Annotated in this window: 22 protein-coding genes; 16 read left to right on the forward strand and 6 right to left on the reverse strand. The window is 75.3% G+C overall.

From position 1 onward, the window contains the following. Position 1 precedes the first annotated feature (1 nt). The 3 genes from ACWGKU_RS12400 to ACWGKU_RS12410 all read right to left on the reverse strand — a co-directional run bounded on the left by ACWGKU_RS12400 (position 2) and on the right by ACWGKU_RS12410 (position 1,496). Positions 2 to 181, reverse strand: a complete 180-nt coding sequence (locus tag ACWGKU_RS12400) for a hypothetical protein (RefSeq protein WP_401051140.1) — start codon at positions 179 to 181, stop codon at positions 2 to 4. 69 nt (positions 182 to 250) lie between these two features. Next, positions 251 to 1,093, reverse strand: a complete 843-nt coding sequence (locus tag ACWGKU_RS12405; protein WP_401051137.1) for a universal stress protein — start codon at positions 1,091 to 1,093, stop codon at positions 251 to 253. 10 nt (positions 1,094 to 1,103) lie between these two features. Continuing rightward, positions 1,104 to 1,496, reverse strand: coding sequence for a DUF302 domain-containing protein (locus tag ACWGKU_RS12410; protein ID WP_401051134.1), 393 nt, complete (start codon positions 1,494 to 1,496; stop codon positions 1,104 to 1,106). A 131-nt stretch (positions 1,497 to 1,627) separates the two neighbouring features. Between ACWGKU_RS12410 and ACWGKU_RS12415 the strand changes: the two genes are divergently transcribed. The 6 genes from ACWGKU_RS12415 to ACWGKU_RS12440 all read left to right on the forward strand — a co-directional run bounded on the left by ACWGKU_RS12415 (position 1,628) and on the right by ACWGKU_RS12440 (position 9,393). Then, complete coding sequence (locus tag ACWGKU_RS12415) at positions 1,628 to 2,956, forward strand: hypothetical protein (protein WP_452179095.1); 1,329 nt, start codon at positions 1,628 to 1,630, stop codon at positions 2,954 to 2,956. Positions 2,957 to 3,108: 152 nt separating this feature from the next. Further along, positions 3,109 to 4,065: an ATP-binding cassette domain-containing protein gene (locus tag ACWGKU_RS12420; RefSeq protein ID WP_452179096.1), complete on the forward strand. Its 957-nt coding sequence runs from the start codon at positions 3,109 to 3,111 to the stop codon at positions 4,063 to 4,065. Further along, positions 4,062 to 4,910 (forward strand): ABC transporter permease, encoded by an 849-nt coding sequence (locus ACWGKU_RS12425; RefSeq protein ID WP_401051127.1) that lies wholly within the window; start codon positions 4,062 to 4,064, stop codon positions 4,908 to 4,910. The genes ACWGKU_RS12420 and ACWGKU_RS12425 overlap by 4 nt, the downstream gene beginning before the upstream one ends. A 233-nt stretch (positions 4,911 to 5,143) precedes the next feature. Then, the gene (locus ACWGKU_RS12430; RefSeq protein ID WP_452179105.1) at positions 5,144 to 6,511 is read left to right on the forward strand and encodes a histidine kinase; all 1,368 of its coding nucleotides are present in this window, start codon (positions 5,144 to 5,146) and stop codon (positions 6,509 to 6,511) included. Next, a complete protein-coding gene (locus ACWGKU_RS12435) occupies positions 6,508 to 7,185 on the forward strand; it encodes a response regulator transcription factor (RefSeq protein WP_359898427.1) in 678 nt (225 codons plus the stop codon). Before ACWGKU_RS12430 ends, ACWGKU_RS12435 begins: the two co-directional genes overlap by 4 nt. 150 nt (positions 7,186 to 7,335) lie before the next feature. After that, positions 7,336 to 9,393, forward strand: a complete 2,058-nt coding sequence (locus ACWGKU_RS12440) for a histidine kinase (RefSeq protein WP_452179097.1) — start codon at positions 7,336 to 7,338, stop codon at positions 9,391 to 9,393. A 155-nt stretch (positions 9,394 to 9,548) separates the two neighbouring features. On the opposite strand, the gene ACWGKU_RS12445 is transcribed toward ACWGKU_RS12440, so the two are convergent. Continuing rightward, on the reverse strand, positions 9,549 to 9,770 hold the full coding sequence (locus ACWGKU_RS12445) for a hypothetical protein (RefSeq protein ID WP_452179098.1): 222 nt from the start codon (positions 9,768 to 9,770) through the stop codon (positions 9,549 to 9,551). A 398-nt stretch (positions 9,771 to 10,168) separates the two neighbouring features. Here ACWGKU_RS12445 and ACWGKU_RS12450 point away from each other — a divergent pair, with 398 nt between their 5' ends. From ACWGKU_RS12450 to ACWGKU_RS12460, 3 genes are all read left to right on the forward strand, one after another. Further along, positions 10,169 to 10,786 carry a TetR-like C-terminal domain-containing protein gene (locus ACWGKU_RS12450; protein ID WP_401053996.1) on the forward strand — a complete coding sequence of 206 codons (618 nt, stop codon included), beginning with the start codon at positions 10,169 to 10,171 and terminating at the stop codon, positions 10,784 to 10,786. A 154-nt stretch (positions 10,787 to 10,940) separates the two neighbouring features. Beyond that, complete coding sequence (locus ACWGKU_RS12455) at positions 10,941 to 11,519, forward strand: COG4315 family predicted lipoprotein (RefSeq protein WP_452179099.1); 579 nt, start codon at positions 10,941 to 10,943, stop codon at positions 11,517 to 11,519. Between the two features lie 4 nt (positions 11,520 to 11,523). Further along, the gene (locus ACWGKU_RS12460) at positions 11,524 to 12,090 is read left to right on the forward strand and encodes a DUF6529 family protein (protein ID WP_401053999.1); all 567 of its coding nucleotides are present in this window, start codon (positions 11,524 to 11,526) and stop codon (positions 12,088 to 12,090) included. 310 nt (positions 12,091 to 12,400) lie between these two features. Here ACWGKU_RS12460 and ACWGKU_RS12465 read toward each other — a convergent pair whose 3' ends face one another. Both ACWGKU_RS12465 and ACWGKU_RS12470 read right to left on the reverse strand, forming a co-directional pair. Beyond that, on the reverse strand, positions 12,401 to 13,765 hold the full coding sequence (locus tag ACWGKU_RS12465) for an FAD-dependent oxidoreductase (RefSeq protein ID WP_401054000.1): 1,365 nt from the start codon (positions 13,763 to 13,765) through the stop codon (positions 12,401 to 12,403). 116 nt (positions 13,766 to 13,881) lie between these two features. Beyond that, on the reverse strand, positions 13,882 to 14,649 hold the full coding sequence (locus tag ACWGKU_RS12470) for a slipin family protein (protein ID WP_401056046.1): 768 nt from the start codon (positions 14,647 to 14,649) through the stop codon (positions 13,882 to 13,884). Positions 14,650 to 14,856: 207 nt separating this feature from the next. Between ACWGKU_RS12470 and ACWGKU_RS12475 the strand changes: the two genes are divergently transcribed. The 7 genes from ACWGKU_RS12475 (at position 14,857) to lanL (ending at position 23,062) form a co-directional block, all read left to right on the forward strand. Then, positions 14,857 to 16,047, forward strand: a complete 1,191-nt coding sequence (locus tag ACWGKU_RS12475) for an MFS transporter (RefSeq protein WP_452179100.1) — start codon at positions 14,857 to 14,859, stop codon at positions 16,045 to 16,047. 265 nt (positions 16,048 to 16,312) lie between these two features. Further along, positions 16,313 to 16,963 (forward strand): helix-turn-helix domain-containing protein, encoded by a 651-nt coding sequence (locus ACWGKU_RS12480; RefSeq protein WP_359907959.1) that lies wholly within the window; start codon positions 16,313 to 16,315, stop codon positions 16,961 to 16,963. A gap of 161 nt (positions 16,964 to 17,124) precedes the next feature. Next, entirely contained in the window at positions 17,125 to 18,363 is a 1,239-nt protein-coding gene (locus ACWGKU_RS12485; RefSeq protein WP_452179101.1) for a styrene monooxygenase/indole monooxygenase family protein, read from the forward strand. A gap of 155 nt (positions 18,364 to 18,518) precedes the next feature. After that, positions 18,519 to 19,064 (forward strand): hypothetical protein, encoded by a 546-nt coding sequence (locus ACWGKU_RS12490; protein ID WP_380554145.1) that lies wholly within the window; start codon positions 18,519 to 18,521, stop codon positions 19,062 to 19,064. A 101-nt stretch (positions 19,065 to 19,165) separates the two neighbouring features. Then, the gene (locus ACWGKU_RS12495; protein ID WP_452179102.1) at positions 19,166 to 20,077 is read left to right on the forward strand and encodes a phytoene/squalene synthase family protein; all 912 of its coding nucleotides are present in this window, start codon (positions 19,166 to 19,168) and stop codon (positions 20,075 to 20,077) included. Between the two features lie 218 nt (positions 20,078 to 20,295). Further along, on the forward strand, positions 20,296 to 20,463 hold the full coding sequence (locus ACWGKU_RS12500; RefSeq protein ID WP_452179103.1) for an SflA family class IV lanthipeptide: 168 nt from the start codon (positions 20,296 to 20,298) through the stop codon (positions 20,461 to 20,463). A 55-nt stretch (positions 20,464 to 20,518) separates the two neighbouring features. Beyond that, positions 20,519 to 23,062, forward strand: coding sequence for a class IV lanthionine synthetase LanL (lanL, locus tag ACWGKU_RS12505; protein WP_452179104.1), 2,544 nt, complete (start codon positions 20,519 to 20,521; stop codon positions 23,060 to 23,062). The last annotated feature ends 46 nt before the right edge of the window (positions 23,063 to 23,108 follow it).

Raw genomic sequence — 23,108 nt, forward strand, 5'->3', positions numbered from 1 at the left:
CTCAGAGCGTCGGCCGTACGGCGGTTACGTCGCGCAGGACGGCCCAGACGGCGGCGGGCTGCTCCTCCTGGGCGAAGTGCCCGGCGTCGGCGACCACCGCGGTGGTGAGTTCGCGGACGCCCGCGGCGCGGAAGCCCCGGGCGTAGGCCTCGATGTCGCCGCCCTCGCGGTCGCCGCGCACGTGCCGGCCGACGGCCCGCGTAGGGCCGGCCGCCGCTCCGCCGCGGCTCCCTCGCCGCCCCCTCGCCGCTCAGGCGTGCCGGACGAGGGCGACCGGGCACACCGCGTGGTGGATCGCGGCGTGCGCCACCGGGCCGAGGTGGGCGCCGAACAGGGTGCGGCGGGTGCGGCGGCCGACCACGAGCAGCCGGGCCCCGTCCGCCGCGTCCACCAGGTCGACGGAGCGGCTGCCCTGGATCAGGTCGGCGGTCACCGACACGTCGGGGTGGCGCTCCCGCCAGGGGGCCAGTTGCTCGGCGAAGCGGGCCCGGTCGACGGAGGAGAGTTCGCCCAGCCCGCCGACGGCCTGGAGCGCCGTGTACTGGCTGGAGATCGGCGGCGACCAGACGTGCACCACCCGCAGCGGGGCCCGGCGCCGGGCGGCCGCGTCGAAGGCGAAGGCCAGCACGTCGTCCATCGGGTGGGTCAGGTCGACGCCCACCAGCACCGGGCCGTCCGACTCGACCGCCTCCGCCCGGACCAGCACCACCGGACAGCTCGCCCGGCGCAGCACCTCATGGCTCACCGAGCCGACCAGGAAGCCGCGCACCGCGCCCAGCCCGCGCGAGCCCAGGACGAGCAGGCCGGCCGAGTTCCCGGCCGCCTCCAGCGCCTCGGCCGGATCGGTCGGGACGATCGCCGAGGTGACCGGCCCGACACCGGCCAGTGGGCGCAACTCATCGGCCCGGAGATCGAGTTGGTCCAGCGCGTGCCGGTAGGTCTCCTCGCTGCCGACCACGTCCTGGTGCGGCCAGGGCCAGGCCTGCAGGAGATCGAGCGGGCAGCCGCGGCGCTGCGCCTCGCGGGCGGCCCACTCGGTGGCGGCGCGGCTCTCGGGGGAGCCGTCGAATCCGGCGACGACGGGTGCGGTCATGGTCTGCTCCTCATCCGCGCAGCGCGTCCAGGGCGGCGGTCAGCCGCCGTGCCGCCTCGTCGGCGACCTCGCCCAGCCCGCCGCCCGGGCCGGCCAGGGTGACCATGGTCTGCGGGTCGACGGCCTCCACCACCGTGGCCCCGCCGTCCGCCCGGACCACCACGTTGCAGGGCAGCAGCAGCCCGATCCGGCGGTCGGCCTGGAGGGCGCGGTGGGCGAGGGCGGGGTTGCAGGCGCCGAGGATCAGGTAGTCCTCGATCTCCGCGCCGATCTTCTCGCGCAGCGTCGCCCGGACGTCGATGGTGGTCAGGACGCCGAAGCCCTGCTCCTTGAGCGCGGCGGTGACCGCCTCCACCGCCTGCGCGAACGGCCGGTCGAGCCGTACGCCGAGACCGTAGTCCATGGTTCCTCCAGAAGAATCCGGGCGGCCCCAGTATCGGCGGACGCCGCCCCTGCCGCCTCCCGGAGCGAGCGGCGGCCCGTTGTCGGCGGCCGCGCCTAGGCTCGGGCCGTACTGCTTCCGGGGAGGGTGTGGTGAAGGTGCGCAGGCCGGTCGACGGCGAGGTCCGGGTCCACTACGGACAGATCTACGTGGAGAGCGATCCCGACGGTCCCGGGCCCGACCTGGCGAAGGCGTTCGCGGGCCAGCGTGCGGGGCTCTGCGGCGCGGCCGTCCCCGGGTCGCTCTGGCTGACCACCGGGCTGCACACCGGTGCCGTCGGTTTCACCGTCGAGGTGCACGAGCAGGCCCCGCCGCTGGACCACGAGTGGGAGGACGTGGTCGAGACCTCCTTCCGTCCGTCCACGGACCGGTGCCTGCTGGTGGAATGGGGTGGCGGCACCGTCCGGGAGCTGGACCTGGCGGAGGCCGATCACCGGGTGCGCTACTGCGCCCGGGGCATCGACGAGGGGCACCGGCGGGACACCCGGGCGTCCGGTGAACCGCAGGCGGACCGCTACGCGCTCCAGTTCTGGCCCGCCCCGCCCGAGCCGGACCGCGTCCTGCGGCAGGCCTCGCGGACAGCGGCGTACTGGCACGACTACGCCCGGCGGCTGCCGCCGCCCCCCACGCCCGAGGAACGCGTCGCGGAGGAACTCCGGTCCCGCCGCGCCCGGGAACGCGCGGAACAGGAGAACCGGGCCGCCGCCGAGTCGTGGGAGTGGGGCGGACGGCGGCCGAGCGAGGCCCTGCGCGAGCCGGCCGGCCAGGTGCGGGGCCTGCTGGAGTTCGACGCACCCCTGCTGCACGCCCTGGCCGACGCCGGCCCGCGGGTCCAGCGCTCGGTGGCGCGGCTCGCGGCCCGGCGCGCCTGCACGGCGGCCGGGCTCGCCGGGCTCGACTGGATCGCCGCCGCGCTGACCGCCCTGGACGAGGGGCGCCCGCTGCCGCCGCCCTTCGACGACCCGGCCGGTCCCTGGCAGGCCCTGGCCGACGACCCGCGCGTCCCCGCCCGGACGGTCCGCCGGGCCGTCGCGCCGGAGCGCGAGCCCTTTCGCCCGCCGCACGCGGACCCGAACGCCCCGCGGCCGATGTCCGTGCCCGTGCGGCGGCAGGCGTTCTTCTCCGTGACGGCCCCGGAGCGGCCGGAGCACCCGGAGACATCGGTCGCGGGGACGTCGGTCGCGGCGCCGTCGGTCGCGGGGCCGTCGCCGGTTGTCATCCGCACCGCCCGCCTCGGCCCGATCGACCCCGACCGGCCGCTGTCGCAGCCGCACCTGGCGCTGCCCGCCCTGCTCGGCGCGGCCGGGCCGGACCCGCTGCGGGCCGCGGTCGACGCGGTGTTCGCGGCGGTGGCGACGTACGGCGAGGACCACCGGACGCTGCTGGCGGAGGTCCGGGCCGTGCTCGCGGAGCACCGCTGACCGGCTGCTGCGGTGGGGTGTCGGGGTGGTACCGCGGTACTACGGGCGCGCCGATGATCGGACTCCGGTACCACGGATCGGAGCCGACTCCGCACGTAGCGTGGTGCACGAGGGCGGCCGGACGGACCGGCCCCGGAGCACAGAGGTGAGCGATGATCGAGGCGCACCGGCTGACGAAGCGGTACGGGGAGAAGACGGCCGTGGACCAGCTGGACTTCACGGTCCGGCCGGGGACGGTGACGGGCTTCCTCGGGCCGAACGGCGCGGGCAAGTCCACCACGATGCGGATGATCGTCGGGCTGGACGCCCCCACCAGCGGTTCGGTGAGGGTCAACGGCCGCCGCTACGCCGAGCACGCGGCGCCGCTCCAGGAGGTCGGCGCGCTGCTGGAGGCCAAGTCGATCCACCCGGGCCGCTCGGCCTTCCACCACCTGATGGCCCAGGCCCACACCCACGGCATCCCGCGCCGACGGGTCGAGGAGGTCATCGAGCTGACCGGGCTGTCGTCGGTGGCCCGCAAGCGCGCCGGGGCGTTCTCGCTCGGCATGGGCCAGCGGCTCGGGATCGCCTCCGCCCTGCTGGGCGACCCGGCCACGGTGATGCTCGACGAGCCGGTCAACGGCCTCGACCCCGAGGGCGTGCTGTGGATCCGCAACCTGCTCACCTCGCTCGCCGCCGAGGGCCGCACCGTCTTCGTCTCCTCGCACCTGATGAGCGAGATGGCCCTGGTCGCCGACCACCTGATCATCGTCGGACGGGGCCGGCTGCTGGCCGACACGACCGTGCAGGACCTGGTCCGCCAGGCCGGCGGCGACGTGGTCAAGGTGGTCAGCGCCGACCCGGCCGGGCTGCGCACCGCGCTGGCCGGCCCCGGTGTGGAGGTCACCGGCCGGGCGGGCTCGGAGGAACTGCTGGTCAGCGGACGCACGGCCCGCGAGATCGGCCTGGCCGCCGCCGAGCGAGGCATCGCCCTGTTCGAGCTCACCCCTCGGGCCGTCTCCCTGGAGGAGGCGTTCATGGACCTGACCCGCGACGCCGTCGAGTACCACGGCACGACCACCACCGCCGCCGGCGCCCCCGCCGGTGAGACCCCGAGGAGTGCGGCATGACCACCATCGCACCGAGCCCGATGCCCGCCTCCGGTGACCTGCGGCCCACGCGCCCCGCGTACCGGGTGACGGCGGTGCGGGTGCTGCGTTCCGAGTGGGCGAAGCTGTGGTCGCTGCGCTCCACCTGGATCACCCTCGGGCTGGCCCTGCTCTTCCTGGTCGGTTTCGGCCTGATCGCCGCCTACCAGTTCAAGTCACGGATGACCTCCGGCCGTCCGATGGACCGGGACTTCGCGAGCGCGAGCACACTGAGCCTCTCCCTGTTCGGCACCAACTTCGCCCAGCTGGCCCTCGGCGTCCTCGGTGTGCTGGTCGCCGCCGGGGAGTACTCGACCGGCATGATCCGCTCGACCCTGGCCGCCGTGCCGCGCCGACTGCCGGTGCTCTGGTCCAAGGCCGCCGTGTACGGGCTGATCGCACTGGTGCTCGGCACCGTCGGGGTGTTCGCGGTCTTCGTCGCCGACAGCGGCGTCCTCTCCGGCACCCGGGTGGCGATGACCCTCTCCGACGCCGGGGTGGTCCGCGGCCTGCTGGGCGCCGGGCTCTACCTCGCGCTGGTCGGTGTGATCGGCGTCGCGCTCGGCGCGCTGCTGCGCTCGGTGGCCGGCGGCATCGCGGTGCTGGTGGCCACGCTGATGCTGGTCCCCGGGCTGACCTCGCTGCTGCCCAGCTCCTGGCAGAGCCACCTCAGCCCCTACCTGCCCAGCCACGCGGGCGAGGCGATGTTCGCCCTGCACCACGACTCGACCACGCTCTCGCCGACGGTGGGGCTGGCCGTCTTCCTCGGCTGGATGGTCCTCGCCCTCGGCGCGGCGGCCGTGCGGCTGGTGCGCACCGACGCCTGAGAGACTCGGAGCGGAGACGATCCATCGCGGCGCCGGGGCCAACCGGCGCCGCACCCACGACCTCGACAGCCCGGCCGACCAGGGAGGTGCCACCGGTGAGCGAGCACGCCACCACCACGAGCCCGTTCGCGGCCGGAGGTATCCGGGCCGACGACCCCCGGGCCTCCGACCCCCGAGCGAGTGATCCCCGGGCCTCCGACCCCCGGGCCACCGATGCGGCGGCCGCCGACGTCCTGTCCGGCCATCCGCTGTTCGCCCGCCTGGCCCGGACCGGCCAGCGGCTTCGACAGGGGGACCGCGACCGCCCCTGGGTGCTGGACGCCGCGGTGGTGGCCGTCGCCTTCCTACTGTTCTGCCTGCCCGACCTCTTTCCCGGTCACGTCGAGGCCGGCGGGCGCGAGCACCGGATCGTGCTCGCCCGGCTGCCGCTGCCGCAGACCCTGGCCCTGCAGGCCGGCCTGGTGCTGCCGCTGCTGTGGCGTCGCCGACGGCCCACGGCGGCCTTCGCCACGATCATGGCCGTCTTCGTCCTGCAGTGGTCGCTGGACGTCGGTCTGCGCGCCGACGCCGCCCTACTGGTCGCCCTCTACAGCCTGGCGCTGCACGGCCGGCTGCGGCACCTGGCGTGGTCCTGTGCGGCCATGGCGGTGGCCGTGGCCCTGGTCGCGGTGGCCGTCTCCGGTGCTGGGCTGCCGGTCGGCGACGCCCTGTTCTTCCTGTTCAGCGCCGCGACGGCGGCCGTGGCCCTGGGCATCGCGGTGCGCGTCCGGCGCGCCCAGCTCGCCGGGCTGCGGGAGCGGGCCGCCCGGCTGGAGATCGAGCGCGACCAGCGCAGCCGGCTGGCCACCGCGACCGAACGTGCCCGGGTGGCCCGGGAGATGCACGACATCGTCGGCCACAACCTGTCCGTCATCGTCACCCTGGCCGACGGCGGCGCGTACGCGGCGCAGGCCAACCCCGAACGCGGCAGGGAGGCCCTGCTGCTGATCGGGGACACCAGCCGGCAGGCGCTCGGCGAACTGCGGCGGATGCTCGGCGTGCTGCGCGACCAGGGGGACCAGGCCGCCGAGTACACGCCGCAGCCCGGCATCGCCGACCTCGACGGGCTGTGCGCCCGCATCCGCGCCGCCGGCCCCCAGGTGGTGTACACGGCCGCCGGCGCCCTGGACCGACCGGACCGCGGGGTCCAGCTGATGGCCTACCGCATCGTCCAGGAGGCGCTCACCAACGCCCTCAAGCACGCGGGGCCCGAGACCCGCGCCCATGTGACGCTGACCGTCGACGCCGAGCGGCTGCGGATCCGCGTCGAGGACACCGGCCGGCCCGGCGGCCCTCGCTGGCACGGTCGCACGGACGGGTACGGCCACGGCCTGGCCGGGATGCGCGAACGCGCGGCCCTGTACGGCGGCACCGTCACGGCTGGTCCCGTCCCCGGTGCAGGATGGACCGTGGAGGCCGTTCTGGACCTCACCCCCGGGCCGGACCCCACCTCCGGCGCGGACCCGACCGGCGCCGACCCGATTGGCGCGGGCCCCACCGCGGACCCGGATCCCGGAACGGACCCGGACCTCACCCCCGACCCGACAGGCGGCCCGACGTGACCACCGTCCTCATCGTGGACGACCAGCCCTTGCAGCGTTACGGCTTCCGGATGCTGCTGGAGAGCCAGCCCGACACCGAGGTGGTCGGAGAGGCGGCCCACGGCGGCGAGGCCGTCCGGCTGGCCGCCGACCTGCGCCCCGACGTCGTCCTGATGGACATCCGGATGCCCGGCATGGACGGGATCGAGGCCACCCGCCGCATCGTCGCGACCGGCGGGCGCTCCCGCATCCTGGTGCTGACCACCTTCGACCTCGACGAGTACGCGCACGCCGCGCTGCGCGCCGGTGCCAGCGGCTTCCTGCTCAAGGACGCCCGTCCGGAGGAACTGCTGGCCGGCATCCGCGCCGTCTCCGGGGGCGACGCCGTGGTCGCCCCCGCGATCACCCGGCGGCTGCTCGACGCCTACGCCCACCGCCTGCCGGTCCGCCCGCCCGGCGCCGAGCCCGTCGCGGATCCGCGGCTGGACGCCCTGACCGATCGCGAGCGCGAGATCCTGGTCGCCATCGCCCACGGCTGGTCCAACAACGAGATCGCCCAGCGCCTGGTGCTGGCGGAGTCGACCGTCAAGACGCACGTCAGCCGGGTGCTGTCGAAGATCGGTGCCCGGGACCGCGTCCAGGCCGTGATCTTCGCCTACGACCGCGGTCTGACCCGCCCCAACCCGCCCGTCTGACCGGCCCGGGGCCCGGCCCCGCGCCCGGGGATCCGCCCCCGCGCCGGCGGGGCCGCCACGGGGCCGGCGGGGCCGCTGCCTCATGCGCCCGGGACAACAGGTGGCGCAGACTGCAGAGATCCGGAGGTGCCCGGCGACGAGAGGGCGGACATGGCTGCGGACAGCACACACGGAGCCTGGTGGCGGCCACGGTCCGGTCCGGCGGAGCGGCAGCTGTCCGCGGCCGGGCTGTGCGCGCTCGTCTGCCTGGTGGCCGGCGGCCTGTGGGCCGGGTACGTGGTGAGCCACCTCGGAACGCCCGGGATCTCCACGCCCGCCCGTCTCCTACCGGTTCTCGGCTACGGCCTGGCGTCCGTCGCCGGCGGGGTGCTGCTGCACGCCCACCGGCCCGGGAACCAGCTCGGTTGGGTGCTGCTCGCGTACGGGGCGACGCTGATCGTCCCGCTCGCCGCCGAGGCCCCGCTGTGGGTGGAGGGGGGCGGCCCCCACGTGGTCGGGGCCGTGGTGGTCCTGGTGTCGGTGGGCTACGCGGTCAGTGCCACCCTGTGGCACGCGCTGCCGCTGTGGTTGCCGAACGGGACGCTGCCGAGCAGGTGGTGGTGGTTCGCGATCGCCGCCGTGGGCCTGTGGAGGCTGGCCCCGGCCGGCTACTCCTTCTCGGACGCCACCGTGTTCGGCCGGCCCAACCCGTTCGCCGGCAGCGCCTTCGCGAACTGGCTGGGGGCGCTCAACGACCGGCTGCTCGACGCCCAGCTCGTGGTGTACGTCGTGCTGACCGTCCTGGTGGTGCTCGTCCCGCTCGCCCGCATCCGCGGGATGTCGCGGCGCCGTCGGCAGAACGTCCTGATCGCCCTCGGCGTGTACCTGCTGTGGGGCGGAGCCGAACTCGGCTACTTCTTCGACCAGAGCACGCCCTCGTACATCGCGTTCGCCGTCACGTCGGCACTGTGGACGATCACCCTGGCCGCCGTCGTGGTCCGGGACGGTTCCTGGCGGCTCGACCGGGCGGCTCGGCGGGTCCTGGTCGGCCTGCTGGTGGCCGCCGGGCTGGCGATGGTGTTCGTGGTGGTGGCCTGTCTGCTCTCCACCATGCTGATGCCCGGCCGCGGCCTCGGGGCCCTGGTGGTGGTCGCCGCGGTCTTCCTGCTCGCGATCGGCCTGCCCCGGGGCGTGCGCGGGGCCTCCGGCCTCGTCGACCGCTGGTACTACGGATCGCGCGCGCAGCCGTACCAGGTGCTGCGCAGCCTCGCCGGGAGGGTCAGCCAGACCGTCGACCCGCAGGAGGTGCCGGCCGTGCTGTGCCGTACCGTCAGCGACGAACTGCGGCTGCCCGGCGTGGAGTTGACCGTCTCCACGCGCAGTGGCGAACGGCCGCTGGCCGCCGTCGGGGAGCTCTCCGGCAGTGGCGAGGGCTTCCCGCTGGTGCACCGGGGGGACCAGATCGGCCGGCTCACCGTCGCCCCGCGGCAGGGTCAGCGCGTGCTCGACGACAGCGACCGCGACATCCTGCGCTCGCTCGCGGACCAGGCCGCGCCCGCCGTCGCCTCGCTCCAGCTGATGGAGGACCTGCGGGCCAGCCGCGAGCGGATCGTCGCGGCCCGCGAGGAGGAGCGCCGCCAGCTGCGCCGGGACATCCACGACGGCCTCGGCCCGATGCTGGCCGGCCTGCGGCTGCGCCTGCAGGGCGCCGCCGCGGTGGACGACCCGGCGCTCTTCTCCAGCGTGCTGGACCGGGTCGCGGACGACCTCGCCTCGGCGGTCCGGGAGGTCCGGCGGATCACCGACCGGCTCGGGCCCACCGCGCTGGGCGACTACGGCCTGTCCCTGGCGCTGAGCCGCCTCGCCGAGACCTTCAGCGGCCCGGACCTCGCCGTCTCCACCAGGCTCGATCCCGACCCGCTGCCGGCGCTGCCCGCCGCCGTCGAGGTCGCGGTCTACCGGATCACCGCGGAGGCGCTCAACAACGTGCTGCGCCACGCGCAGGCGGCCAGCGCCACGGTGTCCGTCCGGGCGGAGCCCGGGCGGCTGGTGCTCGACGTCGAGGACGACGGGCAGGGCCCGGGCCACGGGCTTCCCGTGCACCCGGGAGTGGGACTGCAGTCGATGTCCGAGCGGGCCGCGGAGATCGGCGGCAGCTGCACCGTGGACGCCCTGCGGCGCGGTACCCGGGTGCACGCGGTGCTCCCGCGCCGGCCCGCGGGCCGTTGACGGCGAGAGGCTCGTCCGCGGCCGTCCGGTGCGGCGGGGGCGCGGCGCGCACCCGGGTGGGGGCGCCTGGCACGTGAAAGCGCCCCCGGCGCGACGGGTGACGGCCGGGGGCGGAACGGGAATTCCAGGGGATGGGGGATACGGGGAAGAGGCGGTCAACAGACGTTCGGGGGTGTGCAGCGGTTGGGGGTAGGGGGGCCGGGGCTGGTGACGGCCGCGCCGGAGCCGGGGCGGTGGCGCCGTTCCGCTCCCGGGGCGCTCTCGGCGCCGGAGATCCGGCACCTGCACGCCCTGGCGGCGGCGACGATGCTCACCACGGCGAAGACCGCGGCGGCGCCGGCGGCTGCCAGCGCCATGCCGGCCGTTCTCTCGGTCATGGGGTCCTCCACGGGGTTCCGCAGGCGGTCCACTTCGACCTGCTCCTCCATGCCACCGCCGGTCCCGCCCCAGCCGCATGGGGCCACGGTCCTGACCCGGTCCCGTCGTGCGGAAGGGGTGCGCCGGGGGCGGCGCGGGTCCGGGCTCGGGGAGCCTCTTCTCGAAGCGTATCGAGGGGGGAACCCATCGCAACTCGAACACCAGAACGGATCGTGCGGCCAGGGGCGACGCCGGGAACGGGTTCGTTCACTAACATCGACAGTGGGGTCCAGGTGATCTCCGCGACAGGGGAAGTGCTTCACCGTTCGCGCGGCCGGCCCGGGATCTCCCCGGGAACCGTGGCCGAACGCGTGGAGCGACGGGACCGAGGAAAGGCGACTGAAGAAGGTGCGCAACCATGACCGCTGAGACGGACACCGGGCACGGGCCGGTGACGGGCGCCCCGCTGCGGCGGCGCGGCGAGGCGCTGGAGAGCGCCATCTACGAGGCGGTCCTCCAGCAGCTCACCACCGACGGCTACGCCCGGCTGACCATGGAGGGGGTGGCCGCCGCCGCGCAGACCGGCAAGGCCGCGCTCTACCGCCGCTGGTCCTCCAAGGAGGAGCTGGTCAAGGACGCGCTGCGGGCCAGCCTGCCGCCGTCCGGCCCGGCCCCCGACACCGGCAGCCTGCGCGGCGACCTGCTGGAGGTGGTCACCAGGCTGCGCGCCGCGATGGTCAGCGAGATCGGCGCCGCCGTGCGGGCCGTCATGAGCGAGCTCGACCACCAGCGGGCGCACGCCTTCCTGGAGATCGTGCTGGAGCGGGTCGTCCAGCCGACGACCGCGCTGATCGCCGAGGTGCTGGACCGCGGCACCACCCGCGGCGAGGTCCGGCCCGGGGCGGTCACCCCGCTGGTCACCGACCTGGTGCCGGCGCTGATGCTGTACCGGATCAAGATGTGCGGCGGGGAGGCGGTGCGGCTCGATCCGGCGGAGATCGTGGACGAGCTGCTGCTGCCGATCGTCCGTTCCTGACGGGTACGCGGACCGGGCCAGGAGCCGCTGCTGTCGGCCATCAGGGTTAACGGTCGCCTCGCCTTGCCCGCCTGCTGGCGTGCCTGGTGAAGCGGCCGAGCCCGTTCGCGCTGAAGTGGTGGCACCAGTTCCCACCCCGGCCGGAGAGAAGCCCATGAGAATTTCCCGTACGGTGACCGCCACGGCCGCCGTCGTCGCCCTGATCACCGTGGTGTGCGGCGGTTGCTCCAGCAGCAAGAAGTCGACATCCGCGGCAAGCCCGACCACCGCGGCGACCTCCGCGGCGAGCCCCTCCGGCAGTCAGTCCGCCGAAGCGACCCCGACGGGGAGCGCGAGCCCGAGCCCCTCCGCCGGAGCAGGCGGTGCGGCCGCCACGGTCTCGGCAACCACCGTCGGCAAGTACCAGAACATCCTGGTCGACGCCCGAGGCAAGACGCTCTACCTGTTCGAGGCGGACACCTCGCCCACCTCGACCTGCTACGACGCCTGCGCCACCGCCTGGCCCCCCGCCCTGACCACCGGCACCCCCACCGCCACCGATGGCGTCGACCAGGCCAAGCTCTCCACGAGCACCCGCAAGGACGGCACGACCCAGATCGTCTACAACGGCCACCCGCTCTACTACTTCGAGGGCGACACGGCGCAGGGCGACACCAACGGCGAGGAGTCCAGCGCCTTCGGTGCCACGTGGTACGTGGTCAACACCTCGGGCAACAAGGTCGAGGGCAGCTGAGCGGATGAACGGCGTCGAACGGTCGTCCCGCCCTCGGCGGGCCTCCGGCCTCCTGTGGGCGCTGCTGCCGGTGGCGGTGACGGCCGGCCTCTTCTGGTACGGCCGGGCGCACACACCCGACTACGCGAGCAGCCTCTTCGGCCGCCGATTCGACGACGCCAACCGGCTCAAGGCCCAGCTCGGCACCGCCCTGCTGGGCCTCGCGCTGGTCCAGCTCCTGCTGGCGCTCTGGATGTACGGCCGGCTGCCCGGCCTGCCCACCGCACCCCGGTCGGTCCGGACCGGGCACCGGCTGGTCGGCCTGGCCGCGTTCCTGCTGTCCCTCCCGATCGCCTCCCACTGCCTCGCGGCCTACGGCGTGCAGCTGGCGGCACCTCGGATCGCCGTGCACTCGTTCGCCGGATGCTTCCTCTATGGCGCGTTCGTCGCCAAGGTCATCGTGGTCCGCCATCGCCGGCTGCCCGGCTGGGCCCTGCCCACGGCAGGCGGCGCCCTGCTCGTCCTGATCGCCCTGCTCTGGTACAGCGCCGCGCTCTGGCGCCTCAACGGCTACCACGTGCCGGGCCTGTGAGCCGTCCCCGGCGGCCCTTCTACCTCCGGACGCTGTTGGTGAAGTGAGTGATCGGGTGCGGCGAGTGGCGTCGGTCGTTGCGGGGTGGTCCGGTGTCGATGCGTGCGGGTGGGCCGGGCGGGGTTCCGGTGGAGACGGTGGGGTGGCGCGGGCGGCGTTCCCGAAGGGCGGCCCGGCACTCCGGATCGCCCCGCCGAGCACCGGCTCGGCGGGGCGAAATGATCAGGACCCCGAATCACCGACAGCGTCCGGGATCCAGTCGGGCGCCGCCCGGGCCCTCGGACGTCCGGGCCCGGACTCCCGCGGGGGCTCAGGCCCCGCTGTGGCGGAGCATGTCCTCGCGCTCGACGACCTTGACCCGCTCGCGCTGCTCGGCCTCGCCGAGCGCGCGCTCGTGGGCGTCCAGCAGCTTCCAGCCCTCCCAGGTGGTGAAGCGGACGCCCTGGGCGCGCAGGTGCTCCTCGACGGCCGCCGGGTCCGGCTCGACGGCGCCGGGCAGGCGGTCGGCGGCGTGGTCGTCCAGCAGGCAGGCGACGGTCTCGTTGGCGTCGCCCTTGGTGTGGCCGATCAGGCCGACCGGGCCGCGCTTGATCCAGCCGGTGACGTACGTGGCGGTGCGGTGCGAGCCGTCGCCGTCCAGGACCCGTCCGGCCTGGTGCGGAACGGTGCCCGAGGCCGGGTCGAAGGGCAGCTTGGGCAGCTCGTCGGAGTAGTAGCCGACCGCGCGGTAGACCGACTGCACGTCCCAGTCGGTGAAGCCGCCGGTGCCGCGCACATTGCCGGTGCCGTCCAGTTCGGTGCGCTCGGTGCGCAGGCCGACCACCCGGCCGTCCTCGCCGAGCACCTCCACCGGGGACTCGAAGAAGTGCAGGTACACCCGGTGCGGGCGGTCGCCGACGTCGCGGATCGCCCAGTTCTCCAGCGTCGAGGCGACCAGGTCCACGTGCTTGACCGAGCGGCGCTCGGCGATCGAGCCCTCGTCGTACTCGATGTCCTCGGGGGCGACGATCACCTCGATCGTGGGGGAGTGGTCCAGCTCGCGCAGCTCCATCGGGCTGAACTTGGCCTGGGCGGGGCCGCGGCGGCCGAAGACGTGCACCTCGACGGCCCGGTTGCGCTTCAGGCCCTCGTACACGTTCGGCGGGATCTCGGTGGGCAGCAGCTCGTCGGCGGTCTTGGCGAGCACCCGGGCGACGTCCAGGGCGACGTTGCCGACGCCGAGGACGGCGACCTTCTCGGCCTCCAGCGGCCAGGTCCGGGGCACGTCCGGGTGGCCGTCGTACCAGGAGACGAAGTCGGCCGCGCCGTAGGAGCCGTCGAGGTGGATGCCGGGTATGTCCAGGGCGCGGTCGGCCGTCGCACCGGTGGAGAACACCACGGCGTCGTAGAAGCGGTGCAGGTCGTCCAGAGCGAGGTCGTTCGGGTAGTCGACGTTGCCGAACAGCCGGACCTGGGGCTTGTCGAGCACCTGGTGCAGGGCGGTGACGATGCCCTTGATGCGCGGGTGGTCGGGCGCGACCCCGTAGCGGATCAGGCCGAACGGAGCGGGCATCCGCTCGAACAGGTCGATCGAGACACCGGGGTCCTGGGCGGCGTCGGACTTCAGCAGGGCGTCCGCGGCGTAGATGCCGGCGGGGCCGGCTCCGACGATCGCGACTCGGATCGGGCGGGGCATGACGAGTGGTCCTCCGGTCGGGCGCGATGCAACAAAGGTTAGCCGAACCTTTGTAGCAAACCCTACGGATGACCTGCGAAGTAGGCGGTGGTGATCTATGGGGCCATAGGCCCGGCCTATGCCCCGGGGTCGGCGGCCCGGGCAGCGGCGGCCTCGAAGAAGCGCAGCAGCTCCACCGGGAACGGCAGCACCAGTGTCGAGTTCCGCTCGGCCGCGACCTCGACCACGGTCTGGAGCAGCCGCAGCTGCATCGCCGCCGGGGTCTCGCTCATCCTGCTCGCCGCCTCGGCGAGCTTGGTGGCGGCCTGGAACTCGCCGTCGGCGGTGATGATCCGGGCCCGGCGCTCACGGTCCGCCTCGGCCTGGCGGGCCATCGAGCGCTTCATCGAGTCCGGCAGGCTGACGTCCTTGATCTCCACCCGGTCGATCTGCACGCCCCAGCCGGTGGCCGGGCTCTCCAGCATCACCTCCAGCCCCTGGTGGAGGTTCTCCCGGCCGGAGAGCAGGTCGTCCAGCTCGCTCTTGCCGATGACGGAGCGCAGCGAGGTCTGGGCGACCTGGAGCATCGCGAAGGAGTAGTTCTGGACGTCCACGGTGGCCCTGACCGGGTCCACCACCCGGAAGTACAGCACCGCGTCGACGCTCACCGAGACGTTGTCCTTGGTGATGCCCTCCTGCGCCGGAACCGGCATGGTGACGACCTGGACGTTGACCTTGCGCATCCGGTCCAGCACCGGCAGCAGCAGGCTCGGTCCCGGCTGGCGGACCTGCCCGCTCACCCGGCCGAGCCGGAACACCACACCGCGCTCGTACTGCTGGACCACCCGCACACCGGTCGCCAGCCAGAGCAGGAGCACCACGGCGACGATCACGACAACTGCCACGATTCCGGCCTCCCCCGTCGCGGCGCGGCCGGGCCGGGGACCGGAGTGGCCCCGTCGCCCGGTGCGAGCCGCGCTGGCCAGTATGCGCCCGGGCCGGGGCGGTGGACAGCGTCGTGCGCGGGTATTCCGACGGAGCGTCGGCGGGGCGGGTGCCGCGGGCCGAAGTGAGCCCTACCGGCAGGCTGTTCGGGCCGGTAGCGTCGCCGGGTGACCACGACGATCGACTCCGCGGCGGGCTCCGGCTGCGCCGGGCCGCCATTGCTGACGCGGGCACTGCTGCTGCGCTTCGTCTCCCTGCTCGGCACCTCCATCGGGTTCAACCTGCTGCTCTCCGCCGTGCCGCTGTACGCCCAGGAGTCCGGCGGCGAGCACGCGGCGGGCCTGGCCACCGGTGCGCTGATGCTGGCCACCGTGGTCGGCGAACTGGCCACCCCGTGGCTGACCGCGCGCTTCGGCTGCCGCCCGGTGCTGGCGGCCGGGTTGGTGCTGCTCGGCGCGCCCACGCCGGTCCTGGCGTGGACCGGGGGCATCGCGGCGGTGGTGACGGTCTGTCTGCTGCGCGGGCTCGGCTTCGCGGTCGCGCTGGTGGCGGGCGGGGCGCTGACCGCCGCGCTGATCCCGGCCGAACGGCGCGGGGAGGGACTCGCGCTGGTCGGCCTGGTCTCCGGGCTGCCCGCCCTGGCCTGCCTGCCGCTCGGCGTCTGGCTGGGCCAGCACCTCGGCTGGGGCTGGGTGTTCGCGATCGGGGCGGCGGCGCCGCTGGCCGCCGTCGCCTCCGTCCCGGCGCTGCCGGACCGCACCCGGGCCGGCGGGCCGACGGTGGGGGTGCGGGAGGGGCTGCGCAGCGGCGCGCTGCTGCGGCCGGCCGCGGTGTTCGGCGCGACGGCGCTGGCGGCCGGGATCCTGGTCACCTTCCTGCCGCTCGCCGTGCCGTCGGCCGCCGCCGTCACGGTGGCGCTGCTGGTCCAGCCCGGCGCCGCGACGCTGACCCGCTGGCTGGCCGGGCGGTACGGGGACCGCCGGGGCTCGGCCGGGCTGGTGCTGCCCGCGCTGCTGGTCTCGGCGGCCGGGGTGCTGCTGCTGGCCGCCACGGGCAGCCCGGTCGCGGTGGTGGCCGGGGCCGCGGTGTTCGGCGCGGGGTTCGGCGTCGCGCAGAACGCGACGCTGGCGCTGATGTACGCGCGGGTGCCGCCAGCCGGCTACGGCACCGTGACGGCGCTGTGGAACGTCGCGTACGACGGCGGGATGGGGATCGGGGCGGTCGCTTTCGGGGCGGTCGCGGGCGGGACGGGCTACCCGTGGGCGTTCGTGCTCACGGCGGCGGTGATGCTCGCCGCGCTCGCCCCGGCCCGGTGGGACCGCCGCCGGGCCGGGGCGAGCACGGACGCCCGCCGCTGAGCGGCCCGGTCCGGGGCACTCCGGCAGCGCCCTGATCAGCGCGGCGACCCGGGCCCGCCCGGCGGCGTCGGGGTGCGGCGCGTCGGTCGGGTGGCACCGGCTGGTCGACCGCACCTCGGCGGCAGCGGCCGGCCCCGGGCGCGGACCGACACGCACGGGGCCGTGCTGTTGCTCGACTTGCCGCAGGCCGGGCGCTTGGATGGATCCGGCCTGGTCAACACCCGGACGCGGCCGGACGGCCCCGGCAAGCCGAGGAGTCACCCCTGTGAACGACACCCCCGACCCCGCCGTCGTGGCCCGTCGGATCGCCGAACGGCGCGAGCAACTGGGCCTCGGCGAGGAGGCCCTGGCCCACCGGGCCTCGATGGCTCCCCGCTACCTGCGGTGCCTGCTGGAGGCCGGTCCCTCCTTCGACCCCGGGGGCTTCGTCCGGATCGCCGCCGCCCTCGACAGCACCCCCGAGGAGCTGGTGTCCGGCCGCGCCGACGCCCCGCCCGGCCAGGGCGGCCCGGGCCCGCGCCCCCGGCTGCTCGACCTCACCGAGCAGGAGTGCTGGCAGCTGGTCGGCGACCACGGCATCGGCCGGATCGCCCTGCCGGTCGAGCCGGGGCCGGTGGTGCTGCCGGTCAACTACGTGGTGGACCGGGGCTCCTTCGCCTACCGCACGGGCGAGCACGGCGCCGCCTCCCCGGAGGAGGGGGCCGCGGTCTCCTTCCAGGTCGACCACATCGACGAGTACCTCGGGCGCGGCTGGAGCGTGCTCGCCCTCGGCCCCGCGCACTACGTGGACGACCCCGCCGAACTGGAACGTCTGGCCGGCCTGCCCGGCGCGGCCCCCTGGGCGGGTGGGGACCGGCCGCGCTGGGTGCGGATCCGCCCGGAGGAGGTCAGCGGACGGCAGCTGGTCACGGGGTGACGCACCTGCCGTCCCGCCGGGCCCGGGAGCTCCGGCAGGAGGGCGGGCGACGGGCACCGGCACGGCCCGTGGACGGGTGTCCCGATGACTGGTAAGCAATCCGGTGGCGGCCGGGCCGTGCGGGCCGCCGTCCGGGACGTACCACCAGGAGAGCAGGGGCGATGCGCAGAATTCTGATCGTCGGCGCCGGGCAGGCCGGACTCCAACTGGCCCTGGGGCTTCAGGCCCACGGCTACGACGTGACGGTGCTGACCGACCGCGGCCCGGAGGAGGTGCGCGGCGGGCGGGTGATGTCCAGCCAGTGCATGTTCGACTCCGCGCTGCGCACCGAGCGCGCCCTCGGCCTCGACCTGTGGGCCGACCGGGCGCCCCGGATCGAGGGCCTCGGGGTGTCGGTCGTCGGCCCGGAGGCGGAGCGGGCGATCGACTGGGTCGCCCGGCTGGACGCCCGCGCGCAGTCCGTCGACCAGCGGCTGAAGATGTCCACCTGGCTGGAGCTGTTCGCCGGGCGCGGCGGCCGGGTGGAGCTGCGCCAGGTGACCGCGGCCGACCTGCAGAACCTGGCCGGCTCCTACGACCTGGTGCTGGTCGCCTCCGGAAAGGGCGCGCTGGCCTCGCTGTTCGAGCGCGACCACGCGCGCTCCCCGTACGAGCGGCCGCAGCGCGCGCTGGCCGCCAGCTATGTGCACGGGCTCGGGCCGCGCCCCGAGCACGACTACCCGGCGGTGCGCTGCAACCTGGTGCCCGGTGTCGGCGAGCTGTTCATGGTGCCCGCCCTGACCGAGGCCGGGCCCTGCGACATCATGATCTGGGAGGCGCGACCGGGCGGCCCGGCGGACGCCTTCGACGGGATCCGCGATCCGGCCGAACACCTGCGGGTGACCCTGGAGTTGATGAAGACCTTCACACCCTGGGAGTACGACCGCACCCGCTCCGGCGTCGAACTCACCGACGCGGGCGGCACCCTGGCCGGGCGCTTCACCCCGGCGGTGCGCCACCCGATCGGCGAACTGCCCGGCGGCGGTTCGGTGCTGGGCGTCGCGGACGTGGTCGTCCTCAACGACCCGATCGCCGGCCAGGGCTCCAACAACGCCGCCAAGTGCGCCGCCGTCTACCTGGAGGCGATCCTCGACCACGGCGACGGGCCCTTCGACCGGGCCTTCCAGCAGGAGGCCTTCGACAGGTTCTGGCACCTCGCCGCCCCCGCCACCACCTGGAGCAACGAACTGCTCGCCCCACCGCCCCCGCACGTCCTCCAGATCCTCGGCGCCGGGGGCCGGTCGCCCGCCGTGGCCCACCGGTTCGCCAACGCCTTCGACGAGCCGGCGGACCTGGAGGAGTGGTACTTCGACCCGGCCCGGGCGGGCTCCTACCTGGCCTCGGTCGCCGTCGGCGACTGAGCGGACGGCCGCGCGGACCACCGAAGGGTCAAGATCTTCCCAAGTCCCGGACAAGCGGGCACCGTTCGTGGTGGGTTCTTCTCGCCCCCGGACGGGGGTCCCGTCCGGCCCGTCACCCGGGCCCGGCGGGCGACGTGGACAACGGGAGAAGACCAGTGGCGGTCGACGGGGGCAACATGGCCCAGGCTGTGATCGATACGGCGTACAACGAACGCAAGCGGCTGCACACCGGCCGCAGCCGGACCGTCGCCGTGGTCGTCTTCGGCCTGCTGATCGCACTCGGCTTCTTCCTGGCCCTGGTGGTCGGGAAGGCGGACCCGGACACCCCGCCGACCTGCGACGGCCAGACCATGACCCGGCACAGCGAGTGCCGGATCTGGTCCAGCCGCGGCGGCGGGGGCACCTACTCCTACGACGAGATGATCGACCGTCGGGAGTCCGGCAACGGGGTGTGGCGGGTGATCGGCTTCGGCGGCGCGGGCGTGGCCGCCGTCCTGATGGTCGTCTCCATCGCCAAGCTCAACCCCAACCGCCCCTGGGGCGATCCGGTCGGCGCCGCGTGCCCGCGCTGCCGGGAGCTCAACCTGCGGGAGAAGCACACGGTGCACAGCGTCACCCGGGGCCGGACCACCCACCGCTACAGCGGCATCGTCACCCTCTGCACCCCGGCCTGCGGTTTCGCCACGATCCGCCAGCGCTGACCGGCGCCGCGGGGGCCCCAGGGCCGCAGGGTCCCCGAATAGGTCCTCCCGCTCCCACCGGCTACGCTCGGCCCCGTCGAACGAACGATGGGGTGGACCGAGTGGGCAGGTGGGAGCGGGCGCTGGACGCGGCCGGGGGGCGGGAGGCCGGCCTGCGGGCCGACTACGGCCGGCAGCGGCAGCAGATGGCCCGCTACCGGCGGGAGGCCGCGCTCGCCACCGAGCTGCTGCTGCCCGCGCGGATGGTCCCGCACGTGATCGCCGCCGCCGCCTTCATGCACCGCACCGACACCCTGCTCGACAGCGGCCCGCTCGCCGAACGCCGGGTGGCGTCCGCCCGCTGGCGGCAGCAGGTCACCGACGGCCTCGCCGCCGGCCGCACCGACGACCCCGAGCTGCGCCCGCTGCTGCACAGCGTCGCCGCCCACCCCGTCCTGCGGGACCGGGTGCTGGACTTCCTCGCCGCGACCGGGGCCGACCTGGACTTCACCGGATTCGCCACCGAGGAGGACTACCAGGCCTACGTGGACGGGTACTCGCTGCCCGGCTTCATGGTGGTCGCCGGCCTGATCGGCCCGGACGGCGACCAGGGCGGCTACCGCGCCGCCTGCCGCACCTTCATCGACGGCAGCCAGCGGCTCGACTTCGTCAACGACCTCGCCGAGGACCTCGCCGACGGCCGGCTGACCATCCCCGAAGAGACCCTGCAGGAGCACGGCGTCACCCGCGCCGACCTGGAGCGGGCCCGCGACCTGCCCGCCGTCCGGGCCCTGCTCGCCGCCCTGCTCGACCGCGCCGACCGCACCCTCGCCGACGGCAGGGCCGTCATCGACCGGGTGCCGCCCGCCCACCGGCCGATGGTCCGCTGCATCGTCGGCGTGGAGGAGCTCACCAGCGCCGCCGCCCGCGCCGACCTCGGCGCCCTGCTGCGCCGCTCGGCCGGTCCGGCCAAGCCCGCCGCGCTGCGCCTGCTGGCCCGTGAGTACCTCCGGGCCCGCCGCCTGCGCGGCTGACCGGTCGCCGGCCCGCGAATGCCTCCGGTCCCGGAGGTGCCGATCCGGTGTGCGGCCCCGGTGAGAGCCGTCGGAGCCGGTGTCCACAAACGGAACCTCCCTTTGTCGTAGGCGATCCGGCAGGTCGGTCGGCGCCCTGTCCCGGGTGGGGCGGCCTGGCTAGCATGAGCGCGCTCAGCAAGCAGGACCCAAAGACCCCAATCATTGGGAGGACCCCCATGAGCGCTGTGATGACCGACGTCCGCGACGCCGGCCTGCTGGACATCGACGAGGACGCCATCGTCTTCGAGGACGAGCTCGACGCCGACCTCACCCCCGTGGCCTGCCTCGCCGACCCGTGGGTGACCTACGTCCCGACCCGCTTCCCCTGTGAGTTCAACTCCTGATCCCTTCGGATCCCGAAGCACGGCGGACCACGGCGGACCGGGGAAGGACGGAACGATGAGCACACCGCCCGACCCCGGCTCCGCCGCGGTCCTGGGACAGGAGGAACTGCGGCGCCGGGTCGAGGAACTGGCCGCCCGGGCGCCCGGCCCGCACCGCCCGCTGCGCACCGACGGCCAGTGGTGGTACCTCCCGGACCCCCGGATGCCGGAGCTGGCCCACGGCTGGAAACTCCACCTGTCCGCCCGCCCGGAGGGCTTCGCGGCACTGCTGGACACCGTCCTTCCGATCCTGCTCGGCCGCGTCTGCGACGTGAAGTTCGCGGTGAGCGCCACGGCACTGGGGGAACTCAACAGCGGCCGGCACGGCGCGGCCGCCGTCGGCAAGGCCGTCACGGTCTACCCCCGGCCGGAGGAAGTCCGCGCCCTGGGACTGGAGTTGGCGCAGGCACTGGCAGGCCGGGAAGGCCCCGCCGTGGTGAGCGACCGCCCCGTCCGGCCCGACGCCCCGGTGCACTACCGCTACGGGCCGTTCCGCGTCACCGACGACGAGGCGCAGGCCGGCATGGCGGGGCCGGACGGCTCGCTGTTCCCCGGGCTGGCCGAGGCCCGCTACCGTCGGCCGCCCTGGGCGGACGACCCCTTCGAGGCGGCCGACGCCCCCGCCCGCCCGGCGACCACCCGGGTCGGGGCCGGCCGCTACCGGATCACCGCCGGCATCACCCGGGCGCCCAGCGGCCACGTCTACCGCGCGGTCGAACTCGCCACCGGGCGCGAGGTGGTGGTCAAGCAGGCCCGGGCCTTCGTCGCCGAGGACGGCGCGGGCACCGACGCGCGCGGCCGGCTGCGGCACGAGCAGCGGGTGCTCGACGCGCTGGCCGGGATCCCCGGCGTGCCCGCACTGGTCGACTACTTCCGGCACGGCACCGACGAGTACCTGGTCAGTGCCGCCCGCGGCCGGATCGACCTGCGCCGCGAGGTGCTCACCGCCGGCCCGTACGACGCCGACGCCGGTGCCGGTGCCGGGACAGCGGGCGGACGGGACTGGTGGACGCTGGCGCGCCGGCTGCTGCACGTGCTGGACGCGGTGCACGCCCGCGGCGTGGTGGTCTGCGACCTCAAGCCCGCCAACGTGGTGCTCGACCCGGACGGCCGGCCCGCGCTGGTCGACTTCGGCGTGAGCGCCCTGGCCGGCGACCGCCCCCCGGGCGCCACCGCCGGGTACGGCCTGCCGGGTGCCACCGGCGAGGACCCGACCGAGGACCACTACGCGCTGGGCGCCACCCTGCACCACGCCCTCACCGGCCTCGACCCGGTGGTGATCGACCAGGACCCGGCGACCAACCGCGACCGCACCCTCGCCTGCCTGCGCGCCGCCCTCCCGGAACCCGGGCACCCGGCGGCGGAACTGGTCGAGGGCCTGCTGAGCTTCGACCCGGTACACCGCGCCGCCGCGGCGGCCCGGCTGCGGGAGGGACCCCGCCCGGTCCGACGCGGCGCCCCCGGCGGACGGGGCGGCGGCCGACCGGCCGAGGCCCTCGACCACACCGTCACCACCTGCGTCCGGATGGCCCGCGAACTGGTCGCCGCCGACCCCGGCGCGGAGCGCCCCCGGACCCTGCTCTCGCTGTACGACGGCGCGGCCGGACTCGGCCTCGAACTGCTCCAGCACCCCGAGCGCCCGGACGCCCGGGCCGCCGCCGCAGAACTGGCCCGCTGGACGGCCGCCCACCCTGCCCTCGACCACCTCGACGGCTCGCTGTACCAGGGCCGTACGGGCGTCGACCTGTTCCTCGCCGAGGCGGCCGCCGCGCTGGGCACCGAGCCCCCGCGGCACCGCCGGTACGAGGGGACGGGCGTGGACCAGATCGGCGGCACCGCCGGCATCGGCACCGGGCACCTGCTGCTCGCCGCCCTCGGCCCGGCGGCCGGAGCACACCGCGCGGCGGCGGCCGACTGCGCCGCCGACCTGGCCGGCCGGCCGCTGGACGACCTCGGGGAGGAACCCAACCCCGGCACCGCGGCCCTGGCCGAGGGCTTCGCCCACGGCCGCGCGGGCGTCGCCCACTTCCTGCTCGCGATGCCCGACGAGGCGTCCGGGCACGCAGCCCGGAAGATCGTTGACGGACTCGCGGCCGACCTCCCGCGCATCGTCGCCGCCGCCCGCGCGCCCGGGGCGACCCGCCGCTACCTGTCGTGGTGCCGGGGCCTGGCCGGGCTCGGCACCCTGCTGGTCCAGGCCGGCCGGCGGGACGGCGACGACGTGCTGATCGCCCTGGCCGCCGAGGCGGCCGACACCTGCCGGACGCTCGCCCCGAGGACCGCGCAGGTGTTCCGCTGCTGCGGCCTCGCGGGCGTCGGGGACCTCTTCGTCGACCTCGCGGTGGCTACCGGCGAGGCCCGGCACTGGGCGGCCGCCGAGGAACTGGCGGCCCTGATCCTCACCCGGGCCGGCGGCCCGCCCGACCGCCCGCTGCTGCCCGGCCGCCGGCCGGACGCGGAGGCCCGGGCCTGGGCGGTCGGCACGCCCGGCGTCACCACCTTCCTGCGCCGCCTCGCCCGGCGCGGCGGCCCGGTGCCGGGACTGCTGCCGCCGCACTGACGGCCCCGGGCGGACGGAGGCCCACACGGACGTCACCCCGCCGGGC

Source organism: Kitasatospora sp. NPDC054768, assembly GCF_053612025.1.